Below are 21620 nucleotides of genomic sequence, written 5' to 3'. Positions count from 1 at the left end.
GATTATAATCTTAGGCTTCTTATTTGAGTAAAGTTAACAGTACAGTACCGTAAAAAAGATGAAAATCCTATAAGAAATTAGAGATGATTGATTATTAAGTATCTCTGTTAAACGTTAAAATTTCGGGCATTTCAGCTGAATCCGCTTCGGCAGGTTAGCACACAGCTTGAAAAGCTGTGAAAAGCTAAAAGATACAATAGAGAATATCTGCACGCTTAAAAGTTGCGCCGCAGAAGTTGTGTAAGTTATAACTAGACGGTTATAGTTGCATACTAGATACAATGTTTGCAATTAGTGTAGTACGCAGCTATGCAAAGATAATTTGGATTAATCCGATAGTACTAATCAATACGCTCCAAGGTGCCGCTGCGCTGATTAAACCTGTATAAATTTAGAGGTACCTTTAAACCTCAGATATAGATTTGGATTCTTATCTTATGATTATACTGGCTGAAATCAGCATAGTATGGACCCCACTAGTAAGGAGAGGCTAGATCGTTTATTAAAAGAGCAGAAATGCAAGTACAAGTAAGAAAAACATAGATGCCGCGTTAGTAGCTATGCATATACATCAGAGATGAGCACACTATCTAAATAAATTACCTCAGTGTGAGATGCTGAATAAAGCAGCCTACTATCCTAATAGCAAAGTGATGCTAATAATCAACTTCTATCAAGAGAGATTAGTGTAACTTATCGCAATATAGCGATAAGTTAGTCCCTTTTTCTGAATATGCAAGCTTGCAGAGCAACACTAACGTTTCAATCATAGCTATAAAATGTAGCTAAGCGTAGCTGGCTTGTCGTCAGTCAATTTTGACGAGGTTGCATCGGCCTCGGCATACCGACATTATAATTTAATAGGATTGGTATTTCATGCAATTGGGCAATTCAATGCCTTTCAGAATGCCGATGACGAGCTTTATCTCGGCAGGCAAACAAGTATGTAGTAGTTCTGACCCAAGGCGCCAATCGCATGCGGTTACAGTGCGTTGGCAGGAACATACGGTGACGATTGGTGGTGGTGCACCGGTTCTTGTTCAGTCGATGACAAGCACTAATACTGCCGATCCGATTAGTACCGCACTCGAGATTAAGAAGCTTGCGCAAGCAGGCTCTGAGTTGGTGCGAATTACAATTAATACATCTGAAGCCGCAGCCACAGTGCCGGAAATCCGTGAGCAACTTGACCGCATGGGCATAAAAGTGCCTCTTGTTGGCGATTTTCACTACAATGGACATTTACTGCTGCGCGACTATCCAGATTGTGCGAAGGCGCTGTCGAAATACCGAATTAATCCAGGCAATGTTGGGCAAGGCGCTAAGCGCAACACACAACTCTCACAGATGATTGAGGCTGCAATTTTCTATGATAAGCCAGTGCGCATCGGTGTAAATTGGGGAAGTCTAGACCAAGACCTGCTTGCACGAATGATGGACGAGAATTCGCAACGCGCAATGCCGTGGGACTCTAAAAGCGTGATGTACGAGGCACTAATCCAGTCCGCTATTGGCTCAGCTGAGCGTGCTGTCGAGCTTGGTTTAGGACGAGACAGAATTGTGCTTTCGTGTAAAGTTAGCGGTGTTCAGGATTTAATTGCGATCTATCAAGCGTTGGCGCTGCGTTGTAGTTTTGCCTTACACCTAGGGCTAACCGAAGCGGGAGTAGGTTCGAGAGGCATTATTGCGTCGGCTGTTTCGCTATCAGTGTTACTGCAAAGGGGAATCGGTGACACGATTCGTGTTTCGCTTACTCCGGAGCCCGGGGCTTTACGTACCGGCGAGGTTATTGTTGCTCAAGAGATTTTACAGACAATGGGGCTACGCTCTTTTATGCCGACGGTAATTGCGTGTCCTGGTTGTGGACGTACAACAAGCGCTGTATTTCAGAAGTTAGCATCGAGAATTCAGAACTATCTTCGCACTCAAATGCTAGTGTGGGGAAAGCAGTATCCAGGGGTGGAAACGATGAATGTCGCAGTAATGGGCTGTATCGTTAATGGTCCTGGCGAGTCTAAGCACGCAAATGTTGGCATTAGCTTGCCAGGAGCCGGTGAAGATCCAGTGGCGCCTGTATTCATCAACGGTATAAAAGCGACTACGCTACGTGGCGAGCGTATCGCAGAGCAATTTCAGGATATCGTTCATGACTATGTTCAGCGCACTTATAGTGCAACGATAGTGCGCTGAAGTATCTGCTATAAGCACGCTACTTAACCCGGATATTCTTAAATCGATATGACAGAAAAGAAGCGTAACCTAGAGAGGTTAACTGGAGTCAAGGGAATGAATGACATCCTGCCTCGCGACGTCAGTTTGTGGTTTTTTTTTGAAAAAACCGTCACATCGATATTACACTCCTACGGATACCAGAACATCCGAACCCCAATTCTCGAATATACGTCATTGTTTAGGCGTGGTATCGGCGAAGTGACCGATATTGTTGAAAAAGAAATGTATAGCTTTATTGATTCACTAAACGGGAAGAAATTAACAATGCGTCCCGAAAACACTGCTGCGATAGTTCGAGCGGCGATTGAACATAACCTGCTATACGATGGTCCAAAGCGTCTTTGGTATATCGGACCGATGTTTCGCCACGAACGTCCACAGCGCGGTCGCTACCGTCAATTTCATCAAGTCGGCGTTGAGGCGCTTGGGTTCAAAGGTCCGGATATCGATGCAGAAATTATCCTGATGTGCCAACGACTTTGGGGTGACTTAAACCTTACAGGTATTCGGCTTGAACTTAATTCCCTGGGGCATAAACAAGAACGCGCTGCTCACCGTGATCAATTAATCGCCTATCTGGAGAGATATATCGAGTTGCTTGATGATGATTCAAAGCATCGACTCTATACGAATCCGTTACGTGTGCTCGACACAAAAAATCCTGCATTACAGGATATTGCAGCTAATGCACCGAAACTAATTGATTTTCTCGGGAATGAATCGCTTGCTCATTTCGAGGGTATTCAATCTTTATTAAGCGAAAACAATATTACGTTTACCATTAATCCTCGTCTTGTTCGAGGGTTAGACTATTATAATATGACAGTATTTGAATGGGTAACTGACAAGCTCGGTGCACAAGGTACTGTAGGCGGGGGTGGCCGATATGATCCACTAATCAACCAACTTGGGGGCAAGCCGGCACTAGCATGCGGCTGGGCTTTGGGCGTCGAGCGTATCTTGGAACTGATACGCGAAGATCAAATAGTAGTGCCGTCTGAGGAAGGCTGCGACGTTTACATTGTGCACCAAGGTGCTGCGGCGCGTAGTTTTGCGTTTGTAGTTGCAGAACAACTGCGTGATGCGGGATTAGATGTGATCTTGCACTGCAGTTCGGATGATGTGTTGGTTAGTTTTAAGTCACAAATGAAACTTGCAGATGCGAGCGGCGCTGCATACGCAGTGATACTTGGTGATGACGAGCTTCAGCGAGATGAAGTATCAATCAAGTCGCTACGCAGCGATCGCACAAGCGGGGATAATATTCAGCAACGGGTACCGGGCAAACGTTTATCTGAATTTCTAACTAATTTGATAGTGACTCGGTCGGGAAAGTACTAATAAATGGGCAAATGAGTATCTACTAGATAAATCATCACTACGAATAAGAAACTTTAATCAACTTAAATTTTGTATTGTAGATAGAGTATCTATTACTTGCTTGTGCTTTTATTTACGCCGTTTATATAGGCGCTGCCTATATCAGTTATAACTTTGGTAGCAGTGCTAGCCTGTATAAGCAGTATTGTCTTATAACACGGCCTAAAATAACAGGCTTAGGAGAAAAGCCGCAGTTTGCGCGTATTGTGATAAATATAAAGATATGCTTTGTACTAATACTTACACTACGTAGCATGATACTAGCCGGGAAATGCTATATACAGTAGAAAATATAGTAGTTGATAAAAATACTTACAAGTAGATCTTGTCAAGCGTAGGTACGCGCCAATAAGTTTACAGCGGTCACAAGGCTATAAGCTACCCTGTTGTTGATTAACGATTAGTTAAGTTTTCCATGAATCTATCATTATTCATGAATTTTGTTATCCACTATGTTCGGTTGTTCGCGTTTTTGCTTTTATTAGCTACGCTCGCTGCATGTTCGTTTACGAAGGATATACTTTTTGCCCCGACCGCACTCACTCAGATCCAAACCATGCTAGAGGTGGATGAAGTTTGGAAGACTAGTGTAGGTAAATCTAGCAGCTGCTTGTTTGTCCTGGCCCCTATAGGTAATTATGTGTACGCAGGCAGCGTGAACGGATCTGTAATGAAGATCGATGCGACTAATGGTAAAGAAATATGGCATACGCAAGTGGGCGAAAATCTGTCCGCCGGCGTGGGTAGCGATGGTACGCTGACGGCAGTCGGCACGCTTACAGGTAATATATTTGTACTCGATGACGACGGAAAGGTCTTATGGAAAAAGAATGTCCTTAATGAAATTATTACACCGCCGGCAGTAGGTCAGGGTTTCGTACTTGTTCGTACGATTGATGGACGCATTATGGCGTTTAACTCGCAGACTGGTGAACAGAAATGGATGTATGTTAATCGTAATGTGCCCTTAAATTTACGGGCTATCTCTTGTATTACATTTGTTGGCAACAATGCACTGTTAGCAGGCTTCCCGGGTGGATCACTTGCCGCAATCAATTTGCAAAACGGTAATCCATACTGGAAAACCCCAGCTTCCTATCCACGCGGCATTACTGAGGTTGAACGTATTAACGACGTGACCGGCGCGCCAACGGTTGTAGGATCTCAAACTTGCGCGGTGACATTTCAGGGACAGATTGGTTGCTTCGATATCTTAAGTGGGCGTACGCTGTGGACACAACCGTTTTCTAGTTATAGTGGATTAGCTCAAGATGATCGTGTAGTGGCGTCGACAGATGAATGGTCTGGCGTATCTCTATACGATTCAATAACCGGAGAGTTCCTATGGCGGAATATGCAACTAAAAGAATATGCTGTTACTGCGCCAGCGATTATTAGCAGTGCAGTAGTAGTCGGAGACTGCAGAGGGTTTGTTCATTTTCTATCGCGTGATACCGGTGAATTCATCTCGCGGAAGAAAACAAGCAGCGCAATCATCGCTCAACCAGTAGTTGCTGGTAATACATTAATCGTGCAGACACGTGATGGTGACCTGTACGGTTTTCGACCAAGATAGGTTGGCACGTATGTATTTTGGAAAAGTAACATGAAGCCCGTAATTGTACTCGTTGGGCGTCCCAATGTTGGAAAATCTACACTGTTCAACCGATTAACGCGCTCACGTAATGCACTTGTCGCAGATTTACCTGGACTGACGCGAGATCGCCATTATGGCGAGGGCCGTATTGGTGAACGACCTTACCTAGTTGTCGATACAGGAGGCTTTGAACCAGCTTCTAAAGATAGCATTTTGTACGAGATAGCTCAGCAAACACGTCGAGCGGTTAAAGAGGCCAATTTAGTAGTGTTTTTAGTCGACGGCCGAAATGGGCTTACACCGCAAGATAGGACGATTATCCCTTACTTACGCAAGGCGGGTCGCCCTATTTTTCTAGTTGTTAACAAAACTGAGGGCATGAAGTATAGCGCGGTATCCGCGGATTTCTACGAACTAGGCTTAGGTAACCCGCACGCAATCTCTGCAGAACATGGTGACGGCGTCACTGAGATGATCGGGCAAGCTTTAGACGTTGCCTATGCGGATCAAGCCCCGCATGACCAAGAGCCCCGGAAGAATGGAGTAAAAATAGCTATCGTCGGCCGGCCTAATGTCGGTAAATCGACATTAGTTAATGCTCTACTTGGCGAGGAGCGCATGATAGCATATGATCTACCTGGTACTACGCGTGACTCTATCTATATCGACTTTGAGCATCAAGGTTGCCAATATACGCTGATCGATACCGCCGGTTTGCGAAAGCGCGGTAAAATGTTTGAAGCGGTTGAAAAATTTTCAGTGGTTAAAACACTGCAGTCAATTGCTGATTCTAATGTTGTAATCTTACTGCTTGATGCGCGGCAGGATATTTCAGAGCAGGATGCGCATATCGCCGGCTTTATTGTCGAGCAGGGTCGAGCACTCGTAATTGGCGTGAACAAATGGGATGGCCTCGATGAACACATACGCCGGCGTACTAAGATTAACCTAGCTCGAAAGCTTAGATTCCTAGACTTCTCAAATTCACATTACATCTCAGCATCAGAAAAGACAAAGATCGGTGCGTTGATGCGCTCTGTAGATGCCGCCTACTCAGCCGCGATAGCTAAGATGTCAACGCCTAAGCTTACGCGGGCATTGATCTCTGCCGTACGATTCCAGCAGCCGAGGCGGCGTGGCCCAATCCGCCCAAAGTTACGCTATGCCCATCAAGGGGGACAAAACCCGCCGATTATTGTGATCCATGGTAATGCATTAGATGCGGTCACTGATGCGTATAAACGCTATCTCGAAGGCTATTTTCGTAAAACTTTTTGCCTTGCTGGTACCCCATTACGTATAGAGTTTCGTTCGAGTAAAAATCCTTATGCAGGCTAAGACTAAAGCTACCATAATTATTTATCTAGTAAAGGTATTAACTTAAAGAGTTGGCTATAGTGTAGGATTGCCTGCGTTCCTTTTTTGTCTCTTATACTATTAATCTGAAAAAATAACTCGGAGTTTATTATGAGCAACAAAGGGCAACTATTACAAGACCCGTTTCTAAACGCGCTACGCAAGGAACATGTTCCGGTATCGATTTATCTTGTTAACGGTATTAAGTTGCAAGGTAATATCGAATCCTTTGATCAATATGTGGTATTACTCCGTAATACTATTACACAAATGGTATACAAGCACGCAATCTCAACTGTTGTGCCAGCACGATTAGTAAACTTTTATCCTGATTCGGAAGAATCTCATTCGATGTAAAGGTAGATAACTATGGTCAGACTCAAACTTTTTTCATACTCTAATATTCTATTGATTTGATTAATGCAGCGCTTGTTAGTATAAATTTCGGAAAGAACTCTGCTCAAGTTCAAGCTAGTCTTGAAGAGCTAAGTTTGCTTGCCATCAGTGCTGGAGCCCGCCCAGTGCTAACGCTGATAGGTCGACGTTCGAGCCCCAATGCTGCCTATTTTATCGGCAGTGGAAAGCTCGGGGAGCTTCAGCGTAGTGCCCAAAAAAATGATGTAAACATTTTTATTTTTAACCATGCATTATCGCCGGCGCAGCAGCGCAATTTAGAGTGCGCTCTAGAGCAACGTGTTGTTGATCGTACAAGCCTAATTCTTGATATCTTCGCACAACGCGCGCGTAGTTATGAAGGTAAGTTACAAGTAGAACTAGCGCAGCTACAATACTTATCCACACGCTTAGTTCGAGCATGGACACACCTGGGGCGACAGAAAGGCGGTATCGGATTGCGGGGTCCAGGTGAAACACAGTTGGAAACTGATCGGAAATTGATTGGCGCGCGCATTAAAATATTACGCAGAAAATTGTGTAAGCTAAAATGCCAACGTAGCATACAGCGTTGCCAGCGTGAACGTAACTGTAGACTGTCCGTATCTTTGGTCGGCTATACGAATTCCGGCAAGTCAACATTGTTTAATGCACTGACTAAGACAAAAACTTATGTAGCCAATCAATTATTTGCGACATTAGATACGACATCTCGCCGCTTCTACCTTCGTGAAGTAAGTAATGTCGTGATTTCTGACACGGTCGGCTTTATTCGCGACTTGCCGCACCAATTAATTTCAGCTTTTCGTGCAACTCTAGAGGAGACTTTTCATGCTGATTTGCTTCTACATATCGTTGATGTATCTAGCTCTGTATATGCAAACCAGATCGAACAGGTTAATAATGTCTTGCTTAAGATTGGCGCAGCATCAATTCCGAAACTTATTATCTTTAATAAGATTGACCAGAAACCTGAGTTAGCGAGTCGAGTCAATATAATTGAGAGAGATGAGTTCGGGAATATTGAGCACATTTTTGTGAGTGCGAGGACCGGCCAAGGACTCGATATTTTATGCGACTTGATAGCCAAAATAGCACTTGGTGAGCAGACATTGAGGTACGATCAAGATCGTATTAGCACCAACAATAATATTGCCTATCCTAACAACGATAGTTCGCATTCGGATGCAGCTAGCATAATAGCTAGTAGCGTGTCTGATAGCGAGTATATTCGCAAAATAGAGCATAGTATTGATTAATAATCGATTTGATAAATACATTTCGCAATAACCGATTATGATATGGTTAATAATAGAAACATTCAAAATACGTGGCAACGCACTCGAGCTTTTTTTTTAAAAAAAATTTTATACTGGGACAACCAAAAAATTAATAATGCATTGCTACGTTTGTGGGATCAACGCAATACTAACAAGATTAGCCGGGAAGGTCCACCTGACTTAGATGAGCTGTGGCGTAACTTTAATCGTCAGATTAATCGACTGTTCAGTCATAGAGATCCTAGCAACAAAAGTGGCAGCCCTGGCTCAAAAAACTTGAGTAATGGCCATGGCGGATATCTTGGTCTGGGGATTGCCCTTAGTATGCTAATTACTGTTTATATAGCTAGCGGCATCTATATTGTGCAGGAAGGACAAGCTGGTGTCGTGCTTCAGTTTGGTAGATACATGTATACGACTAGTTCTGGTATTCAATGGCGCTTACCGTATCCCTTTCAAAGTAATGAGATTGTTAATCTATCGCAGGTGCGTTCAGCTGAAATTGGACGAGATAATATAATCCGTTCGACAAATCTAAAAGATATGTCGATGCTAACTCAAGATGAAAATATTATTGATGTACGTTTCTCGGTTCAGTATCGCGTGAAGGACCCAGCTGCATTTCTCTTTCATAACGTCGATACGGAAGATGCAGTAATACAGGCCGCCGAAACTACGGTGCGTGAAATCGTAGGTAAAAATACGATGGACTACGTATTATATGAAGGACGCGAGCAGGTCGCACTAGAATTGTCCCAGCAAATCCAGCGAATACTAGACCAGTACAAAACAGGTATTAGTATAAGCAGCGTGACAATGCAAAACGTGCAGCCGCCTCAACAAGTTCAATCTGCATTCGATGATGCAGTGAAAGCGGGGCAGGATCGTGAGCGTTCGAAGAATGAAGCCTTAGCATATGCAAACAATGTAGTACCGCTTGCCCAGGGAACTGCCGCTCGGATAGTGGCAGATGCCAACGGCTATCTTGCGCGGGTAGTAGCTCAAGCCGAGGGCGACGCCGCCCACTTTAATCAGGTTCAAGCTGAGTATGCAAAAGCGCCAGAAGTTACTAGTAAACGAATGTATCTAGACACAATGCAGCAGGTCTATGCAAATGTCACAAAGGTGATTGTAGATAGTAGGGCGAGTAACAACCTACTATATCTACCTTTAGACAAGGTAAGACCATCTCAGCGCTCCTGTCTACAAATTAATAGAAAAGAGGCTGCTAATAATAGCCAACAGGATAGAGTATTAGAAGTCGAAGGCTCAGTCGGTGGGAAAGCAATTCAAGGACAACCAGTAGTTGGTACAAGTCATGATACGACCCGCTCCCGGGAGCTTTTCCGCAGTCGCGACGAAGGTCAATAAGAAGGGTACATTATGCATCGATTCATTGCTCTTATCGTTACTATATTTCTCATATTGTTTGTCGGCTCTTCAATGATATTTATTGTTGACCAACGCAAGTATGCGATTGTATTTTCATTCGGCGAGGTCAAGAAGATTATTTCAATGCCTGGGCTGCATTTGAAAGCACCACCGCCTTTCCAGAACGTAATATATATGGACAAGCGTATTCAGACAATCGATAATCTACAGGCGGATCGTTATATTACCTCTGAAAAAAAGAATTTATTAGTTGACTTATTTGTAAAATGGCGGATCGTTGATCCCTGTAAGTTCTACGTTAGCGTCCGTGGTGATGCCTCATTAGCACAAGACCGATTAATTCAAGTTATCTGCGCAGCGCTGAATGAAGAATTTACGAAACGAACAATCTCAGAGGTAGTGTCTAACGAACGTGAAATCGTAATGAAGGCTGTTCGTAAGAAGGTTAAACGCGACGCATCAAACTTAGGCATTGATATTGTTGATGTGCGGCTTCGTCGCGTTGATTTGCTTGAGAATATTAGCGAGTCAGTATATCAGCGGATGAAAGCAGAGCGTCAGCAAGTCGCTAATGAGCAGCGCTCGACAGGTGCTGCTGAGGCCGAGCGTATTCGTGCTAATGCAGATAAACAGCGTGAAATAGTAATTGCTGATGCATATAAAAAAGCTCAGAAAATTAAAGGAGATGGTGATGCTAAAGCTGCGGCCATTTACGCAAGCGCATTCAGCCGCGACCCAAAATTTTATGCTTTCTATCAAAGCCTAGAGGCTTATCGACGCAGTATTGGTAAGGGTGATATAGTAGTTGCCGATCTAAATAGCGAGTTTTTCCGATTTATGAAAAATTCGGCAGGCTCTATGGCTATTCCAGCTGTACAGAAGCGCAAGCACTAAGCGCACGCTTCTGTAATCGCGTACAGATTGGTGCTCTCAAAAAGAGGTACACCACGCAGAGCGTGCTGTACTCTCGCTCATAATAGCGTTTTTCTAATAAGTGGCTTATCACTGATACTGTAGCTTAACACCTTATAATGCTACGGCAACTGGTGCTAGCACAGATATAACAGCGGGCTGACTACAATCGGTTTTGGATTGTGCACCTGCTAATGTTAGAGAGCTAATCGCGCTGCACTACGTCACGCCACTGGATTTGTGCTCATGCCAACTTGGTTGTTGCCTGAAAATATTGCTGATGTGTTGCCATCGGGTGCCCGTAAACTCGAGGAGTTGCGTCGCGTTCTTCTTGATCGTTTCCGTTCATATGGCTATGAAATGGTTATGCCCCCGCTTCTTGAATACCTGAAATCACTGTTAACTGGAAGCGGCAGCGATTTAGCGTTACGCACGTTTCAGCTTGTTGATCAATTGTCTGGGCAGACGTTAGGGTTACGTGCAGATATTACGCCACAAGTCGCGCGTATCGATGCACACCTACTAAACCGACAAGGCGTCACGCGGTTATGCTATGCAGGCCATGTATTACATACACGTCCCCGTGGATTGCATGCGACGCGAGATCAGATCCAAATTGGGGCTGAAATATACGGGCATGCAGGTTTGGAAGCAGATGTAGAGATCCAGCAATTAATGCTTGATAGCTTACGCCTCGCTGAGTTAGGTCCAGTAAGATTAGACTTGTGCCATGCCGGTGTGCTAGCTGCGCTCCTAGGAGCCGATGAACGCGCCGTTGAACTAGGCCCTGCGCTATATGAAGCATTAGCTGGTAAAGATGTGCCTCGATTAGATGAGCTTACACATGACTTAGAAAAGCCAGTACGCGATGCGCTGCTCGCGCTACCTATGCTATATGGTGATGCATCAGTAATTAATGAAGCGCATTCCCGGTTGCCGGCGTGGCCAGCGCTCACATGTGCGCTAAATGAACTTGCGTTTCTTGTTGCGCAGATCGACGATACGAACGTGGCAATTGATCTAGCTGACCTGCGCGGCTATGCCTATCATAGTGGTGTTATGTTTTGTGCATATGTCGATGGCGTACCAAATGCTGTAGCCCGAGGTGGCCGCTATGATTATGTCGGTCTTGCGTATGGGAGAGCGAGACCAGCTACTGGTTTTTCTCTAGACTTACGTGAAGTAGCTAGAATTTCGCCGCGACAGGCGCGATCTAGTGCTATTCTAGCTCCATGGAATCATGATTCTGCGCTACGTGCTACTGTAGCACTCTTACGAGATAATGGTGAGACCGTGATTCAGGCGTTGCCTGGGCATGAGCATACCTTAGATGAATTCGCTTGTGATCGTGTGCTTGTACAGCATGGAAACGCGTGGACTGTTGAGCTACGTTAAAAACTAAAAATATCGTATGTGTGAATCAACAATAGTGTATATATAAATGTAGGTAGAATACGTTTTTAACTAGCTTAAGTAATATCATGTCTGCTAGCATAGCTCAATTAAATCAAGCGACAACCCAGTCCGGACGTAACGTCGTTGTAGTCGGCACCCAGTGGGGTGATGAAGGAAAGGGTAAAATTGTCGATTGGCTTACTAATCATTCTCAGGGTGTCGTACGATTTCAAGGTGGTCATAATGCTGGCCATACGTTAATTATTAGCGGCAAAAAAACTATTTTACGGTTGATCCCATCAGGCATCATGCGCGAAAAAATCGCGTGCTATATTGGCAATGGTGTTGTGGTGTGGCTACGTGCGCTGTTTAAAGAAATTACTGAGCTTGAGAGTGCTGGCGTCGATGTGCGCAATCGATTATTTATTTCCGAAGCCGCTACGCTAATCCTGCCGCAACATATCGAAATTGATCGAGCGCGTGAAGCAAGGCGAGGTATCGGTAAGATCGGAACTACCGGGCGCGGCATTGGGCCAGCATACGAAGATAAATTTGGCCGACGCGCTCTACGCGTTCAGGATCTATTCAATGCGACGATATTTGCAGAGCGACTACGCGAAAATCTAGATTTCCATAATTTTTTACTCACACAATATCTAAGTGCTCCAGCAGTTGATTTCCATCAAACACTGGAGATGATGCTTGGTTATGCAGATCGACTTGCACCGATGATCATCGATGTGTCACGACGATTATATGATGAGAATAACGCTGGAAGAAATCTGCTATTCGAAGGCGCACAAGGTACGTTGTTAGATATCGATCACGGCACATATCCATTTGTTACATCGAGCAATTGTGTCGCAGGTGCCGCGTCAGCTGGCGCTGGAATTGGTCCGCATAAACTCCACTATGTTCTCGGAATTACAAAAGCTTATTGTACTCGTGTAGGCGCCGGCCCGTTCCCCAGCGAGCTATATGATACAGATAATCCAGAATGTCAAGATCCTATTGGATTAATTCTAGCTAGTGTCGGAAAAGAATTCGGTTCGGTGACGGGCCGCCCACGTCGTACCGGCTGGCTTGATGCTGCCGCACTTAAACGTTCGATTCAGATTAATGGCGTGACAGGATTGTGTATTACAAAGCTAGATGTTCTAGATACTCTAGATGAGGTACGACTGTGTACTGGCTATAAAATTGATGGCTTGGATGTGGATATCTTACCACGCGGGGCATTGCAAGTAAGCCGGTGTGAACCCATATATGAATCATTCTCAGGCTGGAAGCAAAACACTGTTGGTGTCAGAGCCTGGGATGCGCTGCCTATTAATGCGCGCGCATATTTAGCACGTCTTGAGAAAATAGCTGGTGTGCCAATTGATATGGTGTCAACTGGTCCAGATCGAGATGCAACAATTCTGTTGCGCCATCCATTCCAAGAGACTACGTAATCTCAACCGTGCTGCAGTAGAGGAAAAATTTAGACTAGTCTAGCAATAGATACATCTATTGATTATCTAGAATTATTATTGCCGCTTGGTCGGGCGGTTTTCACTAGATTGATAATAAATCTGACTTCAACAGATAACTAGATTATATGTAATTTATAATAGATTATATATCAACAACTAGTTTTAGGGATGTATGACTTTCTTTATGTATCTCACTATAAGTACAGGACGCAGGACTTCAATTAAATATGATGCACACGCATCATCCGCTGAACTTTATTTTTATAGTGCTTACTGACGCTAGTGCTTTTCACTATATTTTGCTGTTTATTAATTTAGTGCCTCTACCGATTTCAAAGAGCAGATAATTGCGATTTACACATGATTGAAAATAGTACGACAGATTTTTTACAAAAAACTGCTCTCAGTCTACAGCATTCGTAGAATTGCTGACAATTAGTGTTGAGGTTTTATACTCTTGTGCAAAGTCTCTATGCGATTAGTGATGTATGCGCTGTCTGGAAACGTTGATTCAAGCACACGCTGGCTATCGTCAGCTAGTTTCTGCTGCTGCAGCGCACGATACGCTAATATCATTATATGTAGTGCATGCTCGGTTGCCGTTGTATTTTGGTACTTTTTTAGCACTATTTGCGCGCGGTTAATTGCAGCAATATATGCTCCGCGCTGATAATAATAGTTAGCCTTGTTCACTTCATTCAAAGCTAATATATTAACGATGCAATGCATACGTTGTACTGCATCTAGTGTGTACTTGCTGCTCGGATACTTTTCGATAAGGACACGAAACGCATTGTATGAGTCATGCAACGCCTTTGAGTCGCGTTCAACTATGTTTTGACCCATGAAATAATTCAATATATCTGGGTTACTATTAAATTCAATTAATCCTGTAAGATAGTATGCGTATGCAATATTCGGATGATCTGGATACAACTCAATAAAACGGTTTACCGCTTGCCTAGCCGCCGTTTTTTTATGGTCTCTCCATTGGCAGTACGCAATATTGATTTGTGCTTGTTGTGTGAACTCACCAAATAAATCGCGTTCCTCCAGGAATTTGAAGTGCTTTGAGCACTCACTCCAGTCACCAGCGCTTAAAGCGTTCTGAGCTTCTGCGTATAATTCCCGATCTGTCCATGTTGTCGTGTTATCCGTTAACTGAGGTAGAAGACTATTGCACCCAGAGACGACCATCATTGCAGTGGTTAGAGTAGCAATCCTCAATGCGTTCAGAACTTGCATTTCTAGTAAAATTCAGATGATACGCTTAAATAAGCGGTTTAATACCGGTGCTTGTTTATACAACACTAATTATAATCTAAGCGAAAGTGCAGAACGCCTCAATGAGCAAGTTGCACGGGTACCATTAGCGCTAGTAGGTGAGCGGCTAGATAAGGCAATGGCAAGACTATTTCCAGCCTTCTCGCGGAGTCGCCTCCAAACCTGGATCGGCGAGGGTCGCGTGACGTTGGATGGCGTACAGTGTTGGATACGTCAGCCAGTGCATCTAGGTGCAACCGTGCGGTTCGTACCCGATATGCCTCCGCAGGCATCAGCATCCGCGCCAGAACCAATGCCATTGACGATTCTCTACGAAGATAATACCCTAGCTGTAATCGATAAGCCGGCTGGGCTAGTCGTACACCCGGCTGCGGGAAATTGGAGTGGTACGCTGCTCAACGGTCTGCTGTATCGTTATCCGGACGCTGCCGGGTTACCGCGTGCAGGCATCGTGCATCGTCTAGATAAGGATACCTCAGGTCTGATGGTGGTTGCACGCACACTGGCTGCACAGGTTCATTTGGTCAGGCAGTTGCAGGCACACACAGTTAAGCGGCGCTACATTGCTCTTACCTGGGGCGTGACACCGCCGAGTGGCTGTATCAGCAAGTCTATTGGACGTGATCCGCGTAAGCGTACGAGAATGGCAGTTCTTGCAAGAGCTACTAGTAAGCCAGCACATACGCATTTTATGACCGCAGATACTGGGATATGGTCCGGACACCCAGTGTCAAAGCTGTATTGTGACTTGTATACCGGACGCACACATCAGATCCGAGTCCACCTTTCTGATGCGGGTCATCCGTTACTCGGCGACCAGCTGTACGGCTGTGGGCGCAACTCTCGGAAAAGACCTGTGCTTCCTAATAGCTTTGCGCGTCAAGCACTGCATGCATGGCAACTTACAGTTACGCACCCGGCTACTAACGCGCTAGTGTCTTGGCACTCGGAGATGCCGGAAGACCTAGCGCAATTAATCTCTATGCTTAGATTGTTAAACGTGCCCGATAGTAAAACCGAAATCATCGATTGCGTATAGCAACATATCTACACTAACAATAGTAATATTGTTACAGATGATGAGAGGGGTAATTCCTAAATGAATGTGATTGATGATATGATATTCTAGGGTTTTTCTAAATTGACACTATCTCACTGTATTATTCCAAACTGACGCGTAAGTTCTAGCATATGCACGCTGCTTACCATGCGTGATGGGGGCAGTCAGCTAGGGCCAAAATGGTTCGGTAAGGAATCGAAATGTGTTCCCGAGGGTCTGAACTTTAGGCTGTATACCGGCGATGATATAACTGCAGTGTATGAGAACCGTCGTGCGTAGTAGCTGATGGTAGGCACCGCATACATCATGGTTTAAGCAAGTGCTTGGTGCATGCGTAGTTCGCACTGATAAAATGATTAAGACTGATCCTCTAACAGCTGATGTCAACGTAACTAACCGTAGAAAAGTGATTTATACAATACTGTTAGCTGATTGTATACTGTATTAATTTGTGACGAAGATGGCTATGCTATTAGTGCTGCACACGCAGGATAGCGTGGTCTTGTTAGCGGCGTAATTAGGCTATATTACCGACTATATTACCGATTCTGTGTGTGCTTGCTGTGCTTACACAATACCCATAATGGCCGCGCGAGCAAAGCTCTGCACACGTATCTCGGCCCATTGATCGGCCCGAGTATGTTTCAAGTTAGAGAAGAGGGTGCGTAGCATATTCCTCGAAGCGCCCGGGCCGAAAGAGTTTGATTCGACCAATCCGGCATTCGTTATAATCTTTTCTGGGGTTAAAGATGCCATAGATGTCTATAATGATGGACAACGTACATACTTCGTGAATCTCGGCGCTCTAGCCTGGGTAAGGCTAGAGCGAGTTGGCCTGCATGATGTGAGTGCCCATCCGCATGCATGCTTAATACATTCCTTATGTTTCTATTTAACAGGCCGTAGCAGCATTAATATAGTTAGCTTAACCGAATGTGTGTGTATCTTGATATCGAAAAGCACTGCGTGATAAAGTTAGTCGTCGTAATTTTCTGTGTTGTGTGCGGAGCGAAAAGTCCTAAATAAAACTCTCAAAACGAACCGGTCCTATACTGCATTTTCGTGAAAAGATGCCATTCTATACTTATAGAAGTTTCTAACTTAGTCTTTATCAAATTCTTGAGATGTAAAATTAGCAAGACGCTGAAGTCTCTGGGCAATAAAATAAACCAAACCGGAAAACAATTATTAGTTGCTCAGACAAAAAGCCATAGAAGCGCTAATAGTCCATATATTTTTCGAATCTTTAGAATTACTGGCTCAGATAAGAAGCTCCCTACATGATAAATTTAAGTGCTATTTATTCGTAGGCAGAACAGTCTTAAATTTAAGGTACAGCAACTTATTTATCGCTTCTTTAAGCACCATCATCTTGATGATGGTGATGGGTCTATGACTCGTGTAGGTTGCACGGATTTTAAGAAAATATTCGTTACACACGTCTGAGAAATTTCTAATTATAGCTCTCTATGTATCTATGGTTTTAGTACACTATTGAATGGAAAAATGCTTAATATTCTGCATACAATCACAGCTAGACCGCATTGACATGAATACAGATGAACTGCTACATACACAGATCTTATATCTGTTGAGGTTTGCTTATAAAAGCAAGTGTACGATGTATGATAGCAGTAATATAAACTAAGTCAGCTCGGATACTGCACTCAGTATAACGCTGGTCATAATCCCCATGAACACCTGAATGCTGTGATTGCAATTCTTAAAAAGAATCTTATAAAGAATTGTATTTTGTAATCAATTTTTGTGACTTATTTAGATTAAGATCATTGCTTATATTTTTATATCTTGAATAACTTTTCGAACTACACCTGTATAAATATATGGTCGATATTTTTGTGCAAGCGCTGACTAAGTATTAGTCTGCTAGAAGCGATACAGCGGATCGCGCGCTGAAGAAAGCCCGCATGCGTTTCGGCCTTGGTATGTCAACTGATGATTGCCTGCTCGTACTGCGTGGGTTACCCTCAATAGAAGTTCGCTATCATTTACACGTGCGAAGCGCCTTATCAATTTCCTCTTGGCTAAGAAGCTGCCTAGCAATTTCTGCAGTTCTACATCCAGCCTTTGATAACTGTTCAGGCTATATATACTGGAAGCGAGATTTTCTAGGTGTAGGAGAATTATTCAGTGGTATTTGACTCTTGCTACTCAACCGAACAGCTGGACGCATTCGTCGAGGGGCTTGAGCTATTCTCGCTGGGTTGGAGTTGGGGTAGAGCTTATAGTATTGTGATGTCGTATGATATTACAGCGATACGTACTGTTTGTAGGTGGCCGCATCGTAGGATACTAATGCGTTTTATATTAGCGTGGAGAGTGAGGCTGATCTGCACGTTGACATTGAACAAAGTCTCACTCGGTATTTGCGATAAAGCAGCGTACTAGTAATAGTTAGCAGTACGCGAATTCTAGGTTACGCGTTGGACGATGGCGCTGTTTATGCGCGATCTCAAGCGTATTGTATATAGATAGTGCAGCTCACCTATCGTGCTTGTATCGGCGAATGTAATAAACTAGATCTAAGCATGAATACTTAAACAAGATAACTACTCCACAATAATATCTAATCTACGCCCGGGATAACTATTGCCGTTTATTATGAATAATATCAGTGATCTACTAAGATTGTGTAAGAACATATAATTTGTATTGTGCACGCTGTTTATCTATTACCTAGTGCTAAAGCCGAGCTATACGATTTTAATTATACGAAGAAGACATATTTTCTCGATTGAGACAATCTTCGATACATGACTAGCTTGGTCAAGGGCGATGGGGTGATAAAATAATTATATTTTCCGAATTCCGCTCTGAGGACGTCCCCGTGCTATCTACTTCGAACATTACGATGCAATTTGGGTCTAAGCCCTTATTCGAAAATATTTCTGTCAAGTTCGGCGAGTGCAAACGTTACGGGCTAATTGGTGCAAACGGCTGCGGAAAATCAACATTGATGAAGGTCCTAGGGGGCGATCTAGAGCCTACTGCTGGTACTGTCGTGCTTAAGTCGCATATGCGACTAGGTAAGCTACACCAGAACCAGTTCGCGTACGAGAAAATGCGGGTGCTTGACGTTGTAATGATTGGCCATGCTGAGATGTGGAAAGCAGTAAGCGAGCGTGATGCAATCTACACAAACCTAGCGTCGAGTGATGATGACTACATGCGCGCGGCAGAATTAGAAACAAAGTTTGCTGAATATGGTGGCTATACCGCCGAGGCGAGGGCGAGCGAATTATTACTCGGTATTGGTATTGCGATCGAAGACCATAATAGACTGATGAATAACATTGCGCCTGGATGGAAACTACGTGTTCTTCTAGCGCAGGCTCTATTCTCCGACCCAGACTTGCTATTATTAGATGAGCCGACAAACAATCTGGATATTAATTCAATCCGCTGGCTCGAAAATATCCTAAATGAGCGCGATTCGACCATGATTATCATTTCGCATGATCGTCACTTTCTAAACCAAGTCTGCACGCATATAGCAGATATAGATTATGGCACGCTGAAGATTTATCCAGGCAACTACGATGATTATATGCTCGCCTCAGCTCAGGCGCGTGAGCAGCAAGCTATCGCGAATGTAAAAGCCAAAGAGCGCATTGCAGATCTCCAAGACTTTGTGCGTCGATTCTCCGCGAACAAGTCTAAAGCTCGTCAAGCAACGAGCCGGCTTAAGCAGATCGATAAAATTAAGATCGAGGAATTTAAGCCGTCATCACGACAGAACCCATTCGTCCGATTTGAGTTCGATAAGAAATTACGTAATATTGCGATACTCGCAAAGCAGATTACAAAGAAATATGATCGAACAATTTTTCAGAATTTGAGCTTATCTATTCAGCCAGGTGACAAAATTGCTATTGTTGGTGAGAATGGTGCTGGGAAGACTACATTGCTACGTGCATTATGTGGGAACTTGTTATTAGATGATGGGCACGTGCATTTCGCAGAGCATGCGAATATTGGTTATATACCGCAGGACACTTCCGAAGATTTTCAAGACGATGTAACGTTAATTGATTGGATCGGGCAGTTTCGTAAAAAAGGCGACGACGAAACAATCATTCGTAGTACGCTCGGTCGCCTCCTATTTTCTGGCGACGATGCGAAAAAATCCGTCCAGGTACTTTCTGGTGGCGAGAAAGGTCGCTTGCTATGGGGCAAGCTAATGCTTGGCCGGCATAATATATTGCTGATGGACGAGCCAACGAACCATATGGATATGGAGTCGATTGAGTCACTACAGATCGCACTAGAGAAATATGATGGCACTGTGATCTTCGTATCGCACGACCGTGAATTTGTCAACGGTCTGGCGGATAGAATTATAGAAGTCCGAGCTGATGGCACAATCGTAAACTTTCAGGGCCATTATGATGAATTCCTTACCAGCCAGGGGTTTGAATGAACGTGGGTGTCTCATATAAGAGACGACCTACGGTAGCGGTTCTAGCGACTGGCGGAACTATTGCAGGAGAGGCATCTGACGCAGCTCAAACTATCGGCTATACGTCCGGAGTAGTTGGTGTGGATCGACTACTGGCCGCTGTACCTGAATTAGATGATGTTGCGGTGATTCGTGCCGAGCAAGTAGCGCGAATCGATAGCAAAGACCTTGACGATGCACTGTGGATCACTCTAGCGCGACGTGTCAATGTATTACTCGCGCAGGATGACATCGACGGGCTTGTAATTGTGCATGGCACTGATACTCTTGAGGAAACCGCGTATTGGCTGCACTTAACTGTGACGAGCGCAAAACCAGTTGTATTAACCGCCGCCATGCGGCCGTTTACTGCATTGTCTGCTGACGGTTCGCTTAATCTTCTCAATGCAGTGACGCTTGCTGCGTGTCCAGATGCGGTAGCACGTGGCGTGCTAGTCGCTTTCTCGAATCGGATCCATGGGGCACGTGATATCACGAAGGTTAGCACCTACGCAGTTGACGCATTTGCGTCTCCGGAAAGTGGTATACTAGGCTGGGTCCAAGATAAGCGAGTTGAATTTCAGAGACGCGTGACGCGTGTGCATACGATTGAATCAGTATTCAAGATTAATGCTATAGATACCCAGAATCCGCTACCTGCGGTCCAGATTGTTGTTAGTTATGCCGGTGCGATGCGTATAGTTATTGACGCTCTGGTTGACGCAGGGGTGCGTGGAATTGTTATCGCTGGAACTGGAAATGGCTCTATTCATACGACATTACAGCAGGCACTAGTTAATGCACGCATGCGTAGCATTGCAGTAGTACGCTCATCACGTGTTGGCTCTGGACATGTGATGCGCAATGGTGCCGCGCCAGATGACTTGCTAGGTCTAATTAGCGCTGGAACACTGAATCCGTATAAAGCACGTGTATTACTAATGCTTGCGCTTGCGCAAGGCTGGAGCGAACCCACGATATTACAAAGCTTGTTTGATAAATACTAATTTTATAGATTAAAGAGTCTGATCAGAGTTAGTTCATACATATATAACGCACGTTTTTCCTAGCTTAACTAGGCGGTTCGCTATATTGCGCACAACCAGATAAATCAACTTAGAAGTTGATTCTAATTCAGGTCTGATGCTACACCGCCTCGTTATTTCAAACTTGTTATTAAGTCTCTCGATTAACTACTGAAGTTTATTATTTATGAATATATCATTTTCGGGATGAATCTTCAGAAGAAACCCGCATTAAACAAGAAAGTGTTTAAATAATTATCACCTTTTAAACTTCTTCTAAAAAGAAGTTAATTAATACTAACTTTAGTAAAAATATAAAAGCTCATTGCACGTACTGAGTAGTTAAATTAGACTAGAATAGTTTGGACTCTCTTACCACA

Annotated in this window: 17 protein-coding genes; 15 read left to right on the top strand and 2 right to left on the bottom strand. The window is 44.0% G+C overall.

Going from position 1 to position 21620, the window contains the following annotated elements; genetic code table 11:
• Positions 1–906: 906 nt before the first annotated feature.
• The 10 genes from ispG to K0T93_RS02245 all read left to right on the top strand — a co-directional run bounded on the left by ispG (position 907) and on the right by K0T93_RS02245 (position 13391).
• Positions 907–2190 (top strand): flavodoxin-dependent (E)-4-hydroxy-3-methylbut-2-enyl-diphosphate synthase, encoded by a 1284-nt coding sequence (ispG, locus tag K0T93_RS02290; RefSeq protein WP_225721773.1) that lies wholly within the window; start codon positions 907–909, stop codon positions 2188–2190.
• A 48-nt stretch (positions 2191–2238) separates the two neighbouring features.
• Positions 2239–3573 carry a histidine--tRNA ligase gene (gene hisS, locus K0T93_RS02285; RefSeq protein ID WP_225721121.1) on the top strand — a complete coding sequence of 445 codons (1335 nt, stop codon included), beginning with the start codon at positions 2239–2241 and terminating at the stop codon, positions 3571–3573.
• A 472-nt stretch (positions 3574–4045) separates the two neighbouring features.
• Positions 4046–5188, top strand: a complete 1143-nt coding sequence (gene bamB / locus K0T93_RS02280; protein ID WP_225721772.1) for an outer membrane protein assembly factor BamB — start codon at positions 4046–4048, stop codon at positions 5186–5188.
• Positions 5189–5218: 30 nt separating this feature from the next.
• Positions 5219–6547, top strand: coding sequence for a ribosome biogenesis GTPase Der (gene der / locus K0T93_RS02275; protein ID WP_225721120.1), 1329 nt, complete (start codon positions 5219–5221; stop codon positions 6545–6547).
• Positions 6548–6676: 129 nt separating this feature from the next.
• Complete coding sequence (gene hfq, locus K0T93_RS02270) at positions 6677–6922, top strand: RNA chaperone Hfq (RefSeq protein ID WP_225721119.1); 246 nt, start codon at positions 6677–6679, stop codon at positions 6920–6922.
• A 56-nt stretch (positions 6923–6978) separates the two neighbouring features.
• The gene (hflX, locus tag K0T93_RS02265) at positions 6979–8217 is read left to right on the top strand and encodes a GTPase HflX (RefSeq protein ID WP_225721118.1); all 1239 of its coding nucleotides are present in this window, start codon (positions 6979–6981) and stop codon (positions 8215–8217) included.
• Between the two features lie 42 nt (positions 8218–8259).
• Entirely contained in the window at positions 8260–9609 is a 1350-nt protein-coding gene (gene hflK / locus K0T93_RS02260) for an FtsH protease activity modulator HflK (RefSeq protein WP_225721117.1), read from the top strand.
• A gap of 12 nt (positions 9610–9621) precedes the next feature.
• Positions 9622–10524 (top strand): protease modulator HflC, encoded by a 903-nt coding sequence (gene hflC / locus K0T93_RS02255; RefSeq protein WP_225721116.1) that lies wholly within the window; start codon positions 9622–9624, stop codon positions 10522–10524.
• A 264-nt stretch (positions 10525–10788) separates the two neighbouring features.
• The gene (locus K0T93_RS02250; protein WP_225721115.1) at positions 10789–11937 is read left to right on the top strand and encodes an ATP phosphoribosyltransferase regulatory subunit; all 1149 of its coding nucleotides are present in this window, start codon (positions 10789–10791) and stop codon (positions 11935–11937) included.
• Between the two features lie 86 nt (positions 11938–12023).
• Positions 12024–13391, top strand: coding sequence for an adenylosuccinate synthase (locus K0T93_RS02245; protein WP_225721114.1), 1368 nt, complete (start codon positions 12024–12026; stop codon positions 13389–13391).
• A 456-nt stretch (positions 13392–13847) separates the two neighbouring features.
• Here K0T93_RS02245 and K0T93_RS02240 read toward each other — a convergent pair whose 3' ends face one another.
• Positions 13848–14657, bottom strand: coding sequence for an outer membrane protein assembly factor BamD (locus K0T93_RS02240; protein WP_225721113.1), 810 nt, complete (start codon positions 14655–14657; stop codon positions 13848–13850).
• A gap of 16 nt (positions 14658–14673) precedes the next feature.
• Between K0T93_RS02240 and K0T93_RS02235 the strand changes: the two genes are divergently transcribed.
• Positions 14674–15735: an RluA family pseudouridine synthase gene (locus tag K0T93_RS02235; protein ID WP_225721112.1), complete on the top strand. Its 1062-nt coding sequence runs from the start codon at positions 14674–14676 to the stop codon at positions 15733–15735.
• A 588-nt stretch (positions 15736–16323) separates the two neighbouring features.
• Here the strand turns inward: K0T93_RS02235 and K0T93_RS02230 are convergent.
• A complete protein-coding gene (locus K0T93_RS02230) occupies positions 16324–16512 on the bottom strand; it encodes a hypothetical protein (RefSeq protein WP_225721111.1) in 189 nt (62 codons plus the stop codon).
• Positions 16513–17684: 1172 nt separating this feature from the next.
• Here K0T93_RS02230 and K0T93_RS02225 point away from each other — a divergent pair.
• The 4 genes from K0T93_RS02225 to K0T93_RS02210 all read left to right on the top strand — a co-directional run bounded on the left by K0T93_RS02225 (position 17685) and on the right by K0T93_RS02210 (position 21222).
• Entirely contained in the window at positions 17685–17918 is a 234-nt protein-coding gene (locus K0T93_RS02225; RefSeq protein WP_239025387.1) for a PLP-dependent transferase, read from the top strand.
• On the top strand, positions 17908–18165 hold the full coding sequence (locus K0T93_RS02220; RefSeq protein WP_225721110.1) for a hypothetical protein: 258 nt from the start codon (positions 17908–17910) through the stop codon (positions 18163–18165). Before K0T93_RS02225 ends, K0T93_RS02220 begins: the two co-directional genes overlap by 11 nt.
• Positions 18166–18604: 439 nt before the next feature.
• Positions 18605–20197 carry an ABC-F family ATPase gene (locus K0T93_RS02215; RefSeq protein ID WP_225721109.1) on the top strand — a complete coding sequence of 531 codons (1593 nt, stop codon included), beginning with the start codon at positions 18605–18607 and terminating at the stop codon, positions 20195–20197.
• On the top strand, positions 20194–21222 hold the full coding sequence (locus K0T93_RS02210; protein ID WP_225721108.1) for an asparaginase: 1029 nt from the start codon (positions 20194–20196) through the stop codon (positions 21220–21222). The genes K0T93_RS02215 and K0T93_RS02210 overlap by 4 nt, the downstream gene beginning before the upstream one ends.
• Positions 21223–21620 lie beyond the last annotated feature (398 nt).

Origin of the sequence: Candidatus Vallotiella sp. (ex Adelges kitamiensis), assembly GCF_020342435.1 — a bacterium.
Taxonomy (GTDB): Bacteria; Pseudomonadota; Gammaproteobacteria; order Burkholderiales; family Burkholderiaceae; genus Mycetohabitans.
This window is presented reverse-complemented; position numbering and strand designations above follow the sequence as displayed.